The sequence below is a fragment of the Ascidiimonas meishanensis genome (assembly GCF_037782385.1).
GTDB classification, from domain to species: Bacteria; Bacteroidota; Bacteroidia; order Flavobacteriales; family Flavobacteriaceae; genus Ascidiimonas; species Ascidiimonas meishanensis.
On the sequence record NZ_JBBEXD010000002.1, the window covers coordinates 1 to 12818 of the forward strand.

Annotated in this window: 9 protein-coding genes; 7 read left to right on the top strand and 2 right to left on the bottom strand. The window is 33.8% G+C overall.

Annotated features, from left to right (window positions below):
* From WBG07_RS04545 to WBG07_RS04575, 7 genes are all read left to right on the top strand, one after another.
* The coding region (locus WBG07_RS04545; RefSeq protein WP_340199330.1) for a thioesterase domain-containing protein at positions 1 to 1048 on the top strand (1048 nt) is incomplete at its 5' end.
* 39 nt (positions 1049 to 1087) lie between these two features.
* Positions 1088 to 4165, top strand: a complete 3078-nt coding sequence (locus tag WBG07_RS04550; protein WP_340199331.1) for a cyclic peptide export ABC transporter — start codon at positions 1088 to 1090, stop codon at positions 4163 to 4165.
* Between the two features lie 28 nt (positions 4166 to 4193).
* Complete coding sequence (locus tag WBG07_RS04555; RefSeq protein WP_340199332.1) at positions 4194 to 5975, top strand: serine hydrolase domain-containing protein; 1782 nt, start codon at positions 4194 to 4196, stop codon at positions 5973 to 5975.
* Positions 5976 to 6212: 237 nt separating this feature from the next.
* Positions 6213 to 7187 carry a pyridoxal-phosphate dependent enzyme gene (locus tag WBG07_RS04560; protein WP_340199333.1) on the top strand — a complete coding sequence of 325 codons (975 nt, stop codon included), beginning with the start codon at positions 6213 to 6215 and terminating at the stop codon, positions 7185 to 7187.
* Entirely contained in the window at positions 7144 to 8103 is a 960-nt protein-coding gene (locus WBG07_RS04565; RefSeq protein ID WP_340199334.1) for a 2,3-diaminopropionate biosynthesis protein SbnB, read from the top strand. Before WBG07_RS04560 ends, WBG07_RS04565 begins: the two co-directional genes overlap by 44 nt.
* Positions 8104 to 8177: 74 nt before the next feature.
* Positions 8178 to 9119, top strand: coding sequence for a TauD/TfdA family dioxygenase (locus tag WBG07_RS04570; protein WP_340199335.1), 942 nt, complete (start codon positions 8178 to 8180; stop codon positions 9117 to 9119).
* Positions 9120 to 9182: 63 nt separating this feature from the next.
* Positions 9183 to 9950 carry an aspartate/glutamate racemase family protein gene (locus WBG07_RS04575; protein WP_340199336.1) on the top strand — a complete coding sequence of 256 codons (768 nt, stop codon included), beginning with the start codon at positions 9183 to 9185 and terminating at the stop codon, positions 9948 to 9950.
* Between the two features lie 47 nt (positions 9951 to 9997).
* Here WBG07_RS04575 and WBG07_RS04580 read toward each other — a convergent pair whose 3' ends face one another.
* Together WBG07_RS04580 and WBG07_RS04585 are read right to left on the bottom strand one after the other, a co-directional pair.
* Positions 9998 to 11371 (bottom strand): sensor histidine kinase, encoded by a 1374-nt coding sequence (locus WBG07_RS04580; RefSeq protein WP_340199337.1) that lies wholly within the window; start codon positions 11369 to 11371, stop codon positions 9998 to 10000.
* Positions 11361 to 12749 carry a sigma-54-dependent transcriptional regulator gene (locus tag WBG07_RS04585; protein ID WP_340199338.1) on the bottom strand — a complete coding sequence of 463 codons (1389 nt, stop codon included), beginning with the start codon at positions 12747 to 12749 and terminating at the stop codon, positions 11361 to 11363. Before WBG07_RS04585 ends, WBG07_RS04580 begins: the two co-directional genes overlap by 11 nt.
* Positions 12750 to 12818 lie beyond the last annotated feature (69 nt).

The following is a 12818-nucleotide window of genomic DNA, read 5'->3' on the forward strand; positions in this document are numbered from 1 at the left end:
TCTCAATTTAGCCCCTGAGTTAATAAGTGCTACCAGCAGTTTCTTTGAATTAGGAGGACATTCAATACTCGCCTCAAAGCTCATGCATAGAATTAAGGGGGTATTTGATGTGACCATTCCATTAGCAAACATTTTTAAAGGCCCAACTCTTAAAAATTTAGCGAGTAAAATTGAAGAATCAGTACATTCTGGTTCTAAATATAAAGACAATGTTATTTGGCTTCAGGAGGGAAATTCAAATCATGAAACAATCTTTTTTGTACATGACGGATCAGGGAAGGTTGAAGGCTATGTTGCGCTTGTTAAAGAAATGCATCAATACAATTGTATTGGTTTAAAATTCGAAGAAGAAAAGTATGATCCGGAAACACTCAAAATTGAAGAAATTGCTCAGGATTATGTAGAAAAAATAAAAGCGATTCAATCTAAAGGGCCTTATTATATTGCCGGATGGAGTATAGGTGGAGTTATCACATTTGAGATCGCAAAACAATTAGAAGCCATAGGCGAACAGGTAGATACATTCTTTATAGACACCTACTTTAATGAAGAGGCTGATGAAGTATCAGAATCAATTTCTGTAGATGGAGAGATTGCGTTAATAAAAACACTTTTTGAAAGCAGTTTTATGGATTCTTACAATTTCATAGATGTGCGTTCACTTTGGGATCATTATTTACAAACACCTGAATTCGCTCAAATTCCACACCAAAAATTAGTTGACATGATACCTCCGGAACTAAAGGTGATGATACCGGAAATTCAAAATCATACCAAAAAAGAATTAATAAAAATAACCAACACATTACGGATGTTAAGAATGGCGGCAGACAATTATCAAATGAACTGCTTTCTAAAGGGATCATCTATTTTTATTAAGGCCTCTGCTTCCAATACCCAAACTATAATTCTGCAAAAACACATTGATAAATTAGAAATACAAATAGTTCAGGGAGATCATTTTTCCATAATGAAGCAACCTACGGTTAAACAACTTTCTGAGTTTATTATGGATAGATTTAAATATACCTTAATTCCTAACGAGTAACTTCTAATGAAAATTAACGAAACTAAAATACTTTCACACATGGCATCTAATTTTACAAAAAATATCTTTTATCTGGGTGTCCTGTTTTTTCTTGGGATGGTTAGTGTCTGGTCACAAAAGCTAGAAGTTACTTCAATTCCTGATGAAAAGATAGATCATTTAGTACATCAGTTTCAGGAAGAAGGCAGTATTCCTGGAATAAGCCTGGTAGTAATTAATAATGGCAAAGTAAACTTCAAAAACTACGGTGTAGCGAATGTTGATACTGGAGTAAAAGTTAATAGCGAACATCCTTTCCAGTTAGGTGATAATAGTTTTGCGTTCACTTCATTGGCTGTATTAGCATTAGCTGAAAAGAATCTAATTTCTTTAGAAGCCCCCGTTTCTGATTATCTAGCTGGGTTTCAAATGGATTTTGATGGAGTACCTTATGAAATCACCATCCGGCAATTGCTGCAGCACACTAGTGGAATAAAACCCAAGATTCATTTTCAGGTGCTTGCTGGTATAGATAGCGATAAAGATGCTCAAATGGATGATCTTATTAAAAGCACCAGATTAATCTCAGTTCCAGGGGAGCACTATTCTTATGCCCCTGCAAACTATATGCTTCTTCATACTATTTTACAAGAAGTAACCAAAAAGTCTGCTGAAACCGTTATAGAGGAACAGGTTCTTTTACCCCTTGGCCTCGAAAAAATCGTGACTAGCAGTAAAAGTAAAAAATCGGAAATAACAGGGCATAAGATCAATTTTTATGCTCCGAAAGCTTTCAAGAGTACTAATTTAAAAGAGGATCAAAATTTTGTTCAGTTTGCTGCGGATGCTGAAACGGTTGCTAAATGGATACAATACAATTTAAATAGTGGCACATCAGAAATTAGTAATCTTATAGAACAGACTCATACGCGTAATGAAGATGTTCCACTTCATGGTGACATGATCTCTTATGCGATAGGATGGCAGATTTCCTTAAAGGGAAACAAAAATATTTTTGAAAAAGGAAGTACACCTAACTACTCTTCTTTTATCGCTTTTAATAAAACGAATAATAGTGGAGTCGCAGTTCTGGCTAATATTAATTCACCTCATACTGCTGTCATAGGTAAGTCTGTAATGCAACTAATAGCTGGGGGGCAACTTACAGATAACATTCAGGTCAATAAAAAGGATAAGCTCTATGCCTTTTTATCAATTATTTTGTTTGTGTACAGCGCAATTGTACTTATTTATCTCTGTTGGGTGATGTTACGATATTATCAAAAGAAGCGCTTTTACGCAGGAGTAACATCAAAAAGGATAAAGCGATGGACAGTTATGTTCTTTGTATTAATGCCTTTTGTTTTTGGATTGTATCTGCTTCCGGATTATTTGGGTTATGGAAACTGGGAAATCTTACTGAACTGGTACCCCGGAAGCTTAGAATGGTTTTGTTATGCATTGCTAACAGCCTTAGGTCTTAGTTATATAACCTATATAATAAGCAGTTATTTTCCTGAAAAGAACAGATATTTTAGCAAAGCACCTCAAATTATTTTAATGAGTATTATATCTGGTCTTTCTGATGTAGTTATTATTTCAATGATTACTTCTTCCTTTAATCCGGAATTAGATCTAAAATATCAGATCTTTTATTATCTGTTGGTTTTAGGCGTTTATCTTATCGGAAGACGTCAGGTACAGTATCATCTTATCAATATTTCGCTGGGTCTTGTATACGATTTGAGAATCAAACTAACAGAAAAGATTTTTGGAACCTCCTATCAAAATTTTGAGAGCATAGATAAAGGTAGAGTATACGCTACCTTAGATCAAGACGTGAGCGTAATAGGTAATGCAGCAGGTACTTTTACAGGTCTGGTAATATCTTCTATAGCAATTGCAGGCACGTTTGTTTATTTGGCAACTCTGGAAGTATGGACTACAGTTGTCTTATTTGTGGTTATTATGATACTTACCCTTATTTATTATTACGTAAGCAAAAAAACAGACATTTATTACGAAGAGGCTAGAGATGAAAGAGGACTTTTTATGAGGCTTCTTGATGGAATGATACATGGTTTCAAGGAAATAGATCTTCACAAAAAAAGCAAAGAAAAGTATAAAACTGATATTGAGACGAGTGCCAGAAGACTTAGGGATAAAATTATTCTTGCAGACATCAATTTTTTAAACGCACAGCTATTTGGTGAATCTATGCTTCTTCTTTTACTGGGGATTATTGTATATGGATTACCCTTATTTTATGGTGGGATGAATTTCTATCTGACTGCTAGTTTTGTAATTGTTTTGCTTTACATTCTTTCCCCGCTTCAAAGTCTTCTTAACTCTGGCCCTGAACTTATGCGGTTCAAGGTAGCCTGGAAAAGAATTACAGCCTTTATTGCCGACATACCAGTAGATGAGGCAGATAAAGAACTCATACATTCCTACACAAATGACATTTATTCTTTTGAGGCGAAAGGCATTACTTTCTCATATCCAAAAGTAGACGACACACAAGAAATTTTCGGGATAGGCCCAATAGATCTGGAGGCACATGGTGGAGAAATAATATTTATCATTGGAGCCAATGGCAGTGGTAAATCTACACTCGCTAAACTATTAATAGGGCTGTATGCACCTGAGGAAGGTGCTATTTTTATTAATAAAGATAGACAGAAGGCCGAAACTCTTGGAGAACACTTTTCTGTAGTTTTTAATCCACCATATTTATTTAAAAAGCTTTACAACATAGATGAAAAACAATATGATCAAGATAAGATAACAGAGCTCATAGAGATTTTAGGACTCGAGGGAAAAGTAACTATTCGTAATAACGAATATAGTACTACTGAGTTATCGTCTGGTCAAAGAAAACGCTTAGGATTATTACAGTGTTATCTTGAAGATGCCCCTTTATTTCTCTTTGATGAATGGGCAGCAGACCAAGATCCACATTACCGAAACTTCTTTTATAAGCAATTACTTCCAGAGATGAAGCGCAAGGGTAAAATTGTTATAGCGATCACCCACGATGATAATTATTTTCATGTGGCAGATCGTGTTTTTGAAATGAAGAATGGAAAACTTCTTCAAAGAAACTTTGAGGAAGCAACACCTAATATGTTTTTATAAAATACCAAATTTAATAGCTCAATAAAAAATGAAAAAGAAAATCAGACTTCGAAAACAGGAAAAAGAAAGAAGATTTAAAAGTAAATTGACTTCTTCCATAGTGTATCTAGTCCTTCTGGCAGTTCCCTTTATAGCATTTTCGCAACAGTATGACTTTACCAAGCAGGAAGATGTGAAAGAATTTGATCACGAAATTGAGCTTATACTTCAGGAGACGGGTATTCATGGAGTATCTCTGGCAGTTATAGAAGATGCAGAGGTTGTATATACCAATTTTTATGGTTATATGAATATGAGTAATATGTCTATGGTGACAAAGCATACGCTTTTTGAAGCCTGTTCTTTGTCTAAGATGTATTTTATTTTTGCCGCCATGCAACTTGTAGAGCAGAAGGTACTCGACTTAGATAAGCCATTGTATAAAATTCTTGAAAAGAAAGAATTGGCTCATGATGAACGCTATAAGCTCATCACTCCAAGGATGCTACTTAATCATACTTCGGGAATTGAAAATTGGATAGAATTTAATGATCCTTCTGTTCTTGAGATTGTTGCCAATCCTGGAACTGAGTTTGTATATTCTGGGGCAGGCTACAACTATCTGGCAGATGCCATAACCGTAATTCTTGGTGAGAGCTATGAAGAATACATGAGGCGCTTGGTATTAAAGCCCTTGAAAATAGAAGAAAAAACCTCTTTTTTCCTAAATAAAGAGAGAGCTAACGTTATTTATTCAAAAGGTCATGACTTCACAGGAAAAGAAACACCAACCGCATCAGACCATATTTCTCCGGCATCAAGTATGTTTACAGATGCTGCTTCTTATGTAAAACTCTTAACTGCGCTGTTTGATGAAAAATATCTTTCTAAAGAAAGTATTGACTATTTATTAAATCAACACATGTTATTTGCAGATTACAGTGACTTTAAAGCCTATTTAACCAATGGCTTCTTTGTTTTTGAGAATGGGGATGAAAGAGTACTTAATTTTAACGGGAGTAATTCCGGTTTTAAATCTCAGTTTGCTTATTCAATTGAAAATAAAAGAGGATATGTATATCTAACAAATAGCGATTATGGAGATTTATTTGGCAGAAGATTAAATAATTTGACTTCTAATTTTAAGTATTATAACATTGTGTATTTCTCTGATTCTTATAGCATAGAGTTGTTATCTTTTTTCAGATCTCTTTTTCAATTGAAAGGAGAAAAGCAACTGTATAATGAGTTAATTGAAAACTATTATAATTTTGATTGGACCCAGAAAAAAGAATCTAGAAATCCCTTATTTATAGTTTCTGAAGGTTTTTTGATGGCCATTGCATTTTTAATTTTCGTAATAAGTATTATTCGCTTGTTTGTTAGAAACAGACTTAAAAAGGTTTTAAAACATGCACTTGATACATGCGCAACCTTGCTGCGATGGAGTGGATTGATTTATCTTCTTGTTAGTCTAATATATATGATAAAAGCAGTTCACTTTTTTGATGAGATTCAAAAGTTTAGCCCTTTATTTTTATCGTTCACTTTTTTGATACTATTAACTCAAACGTTCTGGATCAAAAAGGTAAGAAACAGTTTTTTCTTGAGAATAGTAGTGTGTATTTTTTTATTACCAATCGTTTATATGTACACTGGAATACCCCTGGTATTTGTAGAAAAAACAATGATTAATTATGAAGCCAATAATCTACTTACACAATTTTCACAACCCCATTTAATCACCATTCTAATTGTATTATTGCTAGCAATCATTTTCTTCTGGTTGAAGTATGGATTGAAAAAAAAGCAATTTAAACTAGCACTCTGACTTAAGACATCTGCATAATATGGTTTTGAGCTAGAACTGAAAGCTACCCCTATTAATTTTGGAGTTAATTAAATTCTTAAAATAGAATCAACCCAGAACTTAAACTGCTTAACTGTTAATTCTTAAAGATATCTTCAAATAGGTTTCTACTGCTATTAGAAACTTTTTACAAGAGTTTTTGAAATATCAAAATGCTCATAGGGCACTCTATCTAATATTATTAATTTATAAGAACTTATGAAATTGATTGAAAAAATCAATAGGCTAGAGAAGCTTATTGGAAACACACCGAATTATCAACTGGATTTTCAAAAGGTAAATCTCTATGCCAAATTAGAGTTTAACAGTTTTATGGGTAGTATTAAAGATCGCCCTGCTGTTTATGCCTTTAAAAAGGCAATTGAAAGTGGAGAAATAAACGAAAGCACCACCATAGTTGAGTCCTCTTCAGGAAACTTTGCGACGGGTCTTGCCGGGGTTTGTAAATGCCTTGGTTTGAAATTTATTGCCGTAGTAGATCCATTTATAACTGAGGAAAAGGAAAAAAACCTTTCGTTTTTAGCTCATAAAATCATCAAAGTTGCCGAAAAGGATTATACAGGGGGCTATTTGCTTTCAAGAATAGAAACCGTTAAAAGATTGGTAGCAAAGAATGAAAATTACTTTTCTATTAATCAGTATTCAAATCCAAATAACTATGGTAGTTATTATAACACGTTGGCTATTGAGATCATAAGAGATTTTGATCGCTTAGACTACTTATTTGTCGCAGTGAGTACCGGTGGAACTGTTACCGGGCTGTCTTTGCGTCTCAAAGAGCAATTTCCAAATCTAAAAGTAATTGCAGTAGATATTGAAGGATCACTGGCCATGGGTGGTATCCCAAAACCAAGAAGTATATCTGGTATGGGATCCAGTAAAGAAAGTGAGTTTATAAAACTAGGGAGTATTGACCACCAATTGATTCTTTCACAACAAGAGATTATTAACGGTTGTAATGAACTTTTCTATGAGCAAATGATTTTTGCTGGAGGCTCTTCTGGAGCAGTTTATACAGCGGCAAAAATGATGTTGGAGTACGAACTTGATCCTAATTCTAAGGCCTTAATTATCTGTCCAGATCGCGGACACGCTTACATAAATAAAGTTTATAAAAATCAAGAAAAAAATGAAATATCTAGACCAAAAAAGTATTCAGAAATTGGGAGCTAACTGGGAACAGTTAACCAAAACAGCAGAAGACGCAGTTGTTTGTCTTTCAGAGGGGCAAACAGTGCAACCAATTAAACCTTATCTCAGGTTTAAAAACTTAACCAATCGTATTATCTCGATGCCCGCTTATCTAGGGAATAATTTTGATATAGCAGGGATCAAGTGGATTGCCAGTTTTCCCGATAATATTCATAAAGGAATTCCAAGAGCAAATAGTGTAACAATTTTAAATTCTGCAGATACCGGAGAGCCTATTTCAATCATAAATACTTCTTTAGTTAGTGTTATCAGAACGGTTGCAGTTAGCAGGTTGCTTTTAAAGCGTTATAACAACCATAAAAAATTAGTAAATCCAAAAATCGGAATTACTGGTTTTGGGCCTATCGGACAATACCATTTACAAATGGTTCAGGATTTTTTTAAAGATACCAATGCAGAAATTTTCATTTATGATCTTAAACCTATTCATCCTGAGCTTTTAAAAGATGCGTCTAATGTAACGGTAACAGACAGTTGGGAAAAGGCTTTTGAGGGAGCAGATGTGTTTATAACCTGTACGGTTTCAGATAAAAGATATATTAATGCTGTTCCCAAAGAGAATTCTCTCCATCTAAATGTATCATTAAGAGACTACTCACCTGAAATGCTTAAGTATTTCAAGAAGGGTATTGTGGTAGACAAATGGGAAGAAATCTGTAGAGAAAATACAGATATAGAAGCCATGCACAAAGAATGTGGATTGCAAAAGGAAGATACGTATTCAATTATAGACGTGGTTGTTAATGATTGTTTAGAGAAATTGGTCAACAAAACATCGGTTATGTTTAACCCTATGGGAATGTCCATTTTCGATATGGCGGTTGCCAAGGTGTTTTATACCAATTCCGTAGCTCAAAAAGTAGGAGTAGATCTTTAGAATTTCACTTCAAATAAAGAGTGTAAACTCTCTTAATTCGTTAATTATATAAGCAAATTTTAAAAACTTTAAGAATGATTACTAAAAATAGCATGCTGCCTCATATCATGGAAACAGATATGATGACAAAAGATCAGTTTGTTGCCTATTATAAAAGCAACCATAATGAAATTGAAAAACAATTAGAAGCTATTGGAGCTATTAAATTTCAAGGTGTTAGTATAAATAATCAGGAAGATTTTCAGTGGATTATAGATTCAATATCTGAAAAGTTTCTAAGCTATATTGATGGTAATAGTCCCAGAACCAAGCTTTCTGGGAATGTTTATACATCTACAGAATATGATAAGACACAAATTATCACAATGCATAATGAGCTGTCTTATTCTCATCAATGGCCAGGAAAGTTGTTTTTTTCCTGTTTAAAGGTAGCTGAAACTGGTGGCGAAACTTTGTTGGCAGATAGTAGAGAACTTTTAAATGTGATAGATAAGTCTATTGTGGAAGAAGTGGAGAAAAAAGGAGTTACTTATATAAGAAATCTTCACGGAGGCATGGGCATGGGACCTTCTTGGCAAAATACTTTTGAAACCGAAGAAAAGGCACAAGTTGAAGCGTACTGTAAAAAATTACAGATTGAATTTGAATGGAAAGCAGATGATAGCATCAGATTAATCCACAAAAGGGACGGTATTATTAAACACAGAAATACGGGTGTCAAGGTATGGTTTAATCAAATAGACCAGTTTCACCCTTCTCATCTTGGTGAAGAGTACTACGAAACCATTAAATTATTATTTGAAAATCCAAATGATTTCCCAATGTATGTTGAATACGGGGATGGGAGCCAAATAGAAGAGGCGGTAGTTAAAAATATTATCAACTCAATTGAAAGTGTTACGGTGGCTCCCAAGTGGGACAAAAATGAAATTCTTCTAGTAGATAACGAATTGGTAAGTCATGGACGAAACCCATATACCGGAGATCGTAGGGTGCTTGTATCTATGTCGCTCTAGTTGCAATGAAACTTTTGTAACACTTTGGGTATTTATTATCAATACTTTTAAAAACATTTTATCATGATCGAAAACGAGAAAATCATTGGAATTGTTGGAGGGATGGGACCAAGAGCGGGTCTGGCACTTCATGAATCTATTGTTAAGCATTCAGAAGCTAAAACCGATCAAGACCATATCTCTATTGCTCACCTCTCTTATTCTAAGGTGATAGAAGATCGCACAAAATTCTTAGAAGGATTTACTTTGGAGAATCCTGCGAATAAAATCGTAGAGATCATTCAATTATTATATAGATCAGGCGCAGGGATAATTGGAATACCATGCAACACAACCCATGTTCCTCGAATTTTTGATGTTATTACTAAAGAACTCAAAAACAAAGGCATAGAAGTTAGCTTAAAGCATATGGTACACGAAACTGTAAAACATACTAAATATATGTATCCCAATGCAAAAAAAATAGCAGTCATGTCTACTAACGGTACCTATAAATCTAATGTGTATACTACACCATTAGAAAACCAGAGATTTGAGGTATTTATACCTGAAAAGCATTTTCAGGATAAAGTAATTCATCGAATGATATATGACCCTGTCTTTGGATTAAAAGCTAATTTTGAGGTAACCCCTCCAGTATATGAGTTGCTTAACCAAGCCTTACAGTATTTTCTGGAGAACAAGGTGGAAGTAATTATTTTGGGTTGTACCGAGTTTTCGTTAATACCAAGGGAACGAATGACTCTAATACCAATAGTAGATTCTCTAGATGTATTGGCCCAATCACTTGTGACGGGTGTTAGATCTGAAATTAATGCGTTAGCTATTTAAAACGCAAACTGCCATTTTATACATGGATTTCTTTGTGAGTATTAGAATTACTCTTTATGGAATACCATCTTTAATGTGGTCATATCATCTTCAGATTGCCCAACAATTAAAGAACCATTATGCATTTCCATAATTTGTCTTGAGATACTTAATCCAATTCCAGATCCAGAAGACTTGGTTGTAAAAAACGGTATAAATATTTTTTCTAATGCCTGTTCTGAGATGCCTTTGCCATTATCTTTTACACTAATAAATACGTTTAAATTTTGATCGAGTCCGCTGTAAATTTTTATTTGAGGTGTATCTATATCGGTAACCGCATCAGTGGCATTTTTTAAAAGATTAATGAGCACCATTTCAAGAAGAGATGCGTCTCCTTTAACAGTAAGTCTTTCAGGTTCGTTTAGCGATTGTTCAAAATGAATCTGTTTTTGTTGGAAGTCAATTTTCATTAAGGCTCCTACCTTATTAATAATCTCAGGGATATACAAGTCTTCCATTTTTGGCTTTGGAAGGCTTGTATAGCTTTTATAGGCACTTACAAAATCAGTTAAAGAGTAGGTACGTTCATTAATAACAATAAGACCTTCTCGTATATCGTTTAAGCCGCTTTCACTAATGGTGTAATGCTCATTTTTAAATTCAAAGTCCTCATCAATGATATTCAAAAGTGTTTTGCTTATTGAAGTGATGGGAGTAATACTGTTCATAATTTCATGACGCAGAACAGAAGTCAATTTTTGCCAAGTCTCCATTTCTTTGGTTCTTAGCTCTCGATAAATGTTTTGAAGGGCAATAATTTTAATAGTTTTGTTAGAAAGCTTTAAGATGGTAGCAAATGCAGCAATATGTTTTTGTGCACTCAAGAAAAGGGTTCTGTTTTTTTTAGGAGAAATATTTTTAAAGAAATTATAAAGTTTGGCGTCAGTCTTTTGTAAGTCTTTCAGGTCTTTTACAGAATATTGATTCAAGAGAATCTTAGCATGATTGTTAAGAAATTCTATTTTATCATTTTCAATATTGAAAGCAATTAATCCCACATTAACATGCTTTATTATCGTATTAAGATATTGAAGATGTTCTTGCTTCTCAAAACGTTCTCTTTGAAAAGCTTCTAAGACAGAATTAAAACTGGAATTAAGATTATCAAAACTGTCATTTAATTCTGAATTGACTTTAAATTTAAGTGAAAAGTCAGAATGTGTAATAGACTCTAAAAAAAGGACTAATTTACGATTTGTATTAGTAATATATTCAAAAATATTTTTAATGAGATATATAATCAAAGCTGCTAACACCAGACAAATAAGCCAGTTATAAGGAGGAGTAACTACAATAAATATATAGACTTCCGCAAACAAGCATGCTAACAGTATTATGAACTTTTTAAGAACGGTTGTTTCAAATTTGTTAAAGGTCATATTTCTTGAGTCTTCTGTAAAGCGATTGTCTTGTAAGGCCTAATTCATCAGCTGTTTTTGCTATATTCCCGTCATTTTTGGTAAGCGATTTTTTAATAAGATTCTTCTCAGTATCTTGCAAGTTCATTTGAGAATTCTGGGTGGAGGAGTTTGCTTGACCCGATATAGTTTTTAGATCAAAATCAACGGGCTGTAGAATTTCACTATCACAAATAATGATAGCACGTTCTATAACATGCTGCAGTTCTCTAACGTTACCCGGCCAATGATAACTTTGAAGTAGGTTGATAGCTTCTTTGCTTATTCCTTTTATGTTCATCAGGTATTCTTTAGCATATTTTTTTAGAAAATGATAAGCCAATAATGAAATGTCATCTATGCGCTCACGGAGCGGTGGTAATTTAATTTCAATGGTATTAATTCTATAGAGTAAATCTTGTCTAAATGTTTGATCAGCAATCATCTCATCAATATTCATATTTGTTGCACAAATAAGTCTGATGTTAACAGGAATCTCTTTATTAGAGCCCACTGGGGTTATTCTACGATTTTGGAGTGCTTGTAAGAGTTTAGCTTGTAATGGTAGCGAAAGGTTTCCAATTTCATCTAAAAAGAGCGTACCATTATCAGCGGCTTCAAATCTACCCATTCTGTCTTCCTTTGCATCTGTAAAAGCCCCCTTTTTATGCCCAAAAAGTTCGCTTTCAAAAAGAGTTTCTGATATAGCCCCTAGATCTACACTAACAAAATTTTGGTCTTTTTGCTTTGAATTTCTGTGAATAGCCCTTGCAATCAATTCTTTACCTGTACCATTTTCGCCAAGAATCAAAACATTTGCATCTGTAACAGCAACCCGATCTATAAGTTTAAAAATTTTTAGAATAGCAGTACTATGTCCTATTATTTCCTTGTACCTGTTGTTAATTTGGCTATTAAGCTCTTGTTTTTGTTGTTGTAATTGCGCAATTTTTAATTTGTTATTGCGCATTTGAATAGATGAGTGGAGGGTGGCCAGTAGTTCGTCATTATCCCATGGCTTAATTATAAAGTTACTTGCACCTTCTTTGATAGCTTTAATAGCAGTTTTTACATTACCATAGGCAGTCATTAAAACAATAACCGCAGAAGGGTCTATTTCTAATATTTTCTTTAACCAAAAAAAACCCTCAACTCCACTGCTGGTGTCTTTGGTGAAATTCATGTCTAGTAAGATCAGATCATAACTCTTATCAGCAAGCATGATAGGAATAGAATCAGGAGAAATTAGAGTATCTATTTCTTTAAAATGCCTTTTTAAAAAGAGTTTGGCAGCCTGCAGGATACTCGCATGATCATCAACAATTAAGATAGTACCACTTTTTTCTTTACTATTGGGCATATATCAAGATTTTGTGAAGTTGATTAATACTAATTCTTAAATGATACTTTACCTTTTAAGAATATGCTA

Excerpts from the sequence above, each read along its gene's own strand:
- WBG07_RS04570 (WP_340199335.1), top strand. The coding sequence starts at position 8,178 with ATGATTACTAAAAATAGCATGCTGCCTCATATCATGGAAACAGATATG.
- WBG07_RS04580 (WP_340199337.1), bottom strand. The coding sequence starts at position 11,371 with ATGACCTTTAACAAATTTGAAACAACCGTTCTTAAAAAGTTCATAATA.
- WBG07_RS04550 (WP_340199331.1), top strand. The coding sequence starts at position 1,088 with ATGGCATCTAATTTTACAAAAAATATCTTTTATCTGGGTGTCCTGTTT.
- WBG07_RS04560 (WP_340199333.1), top strand. The coding sequence starts at position 6,213 with ATGAAATTGATTGAAAAAATCAATAGGCTAGAGAAGCTTATTGGAAAC.
- WBG07_RS04575 (WP_340199336.1), top strand. The coding sequence starts at position 9,183 with ATGATCGAAAACGAGAAAATCATTGGAATTGTTGGAGGGATGGGACCA.
- WBG07_RS04585 (WP_340199338.1), bottom strand. The coding sequence starts at position 12,749 with ATGCCCAATAGTAAAGAAAAAAGTGGTACTATCTTAATTGTTGATGAT.
- WBG07_RS04565 (WP_340199334.1), top strand. The coding sequence starts at position 7,144 with ATGAAATATCTAGACCAAAAAAGTATTCAGAAATTGGGAGCTAACTGG.
- WBG07_RS04555 (WP_340199332.1), top strand. The coding sequence starts at position 4,194 with ATGAAAAAGAAAATCAGACTTCGAAAACAGGAAAAAGAAAGAAGATTT.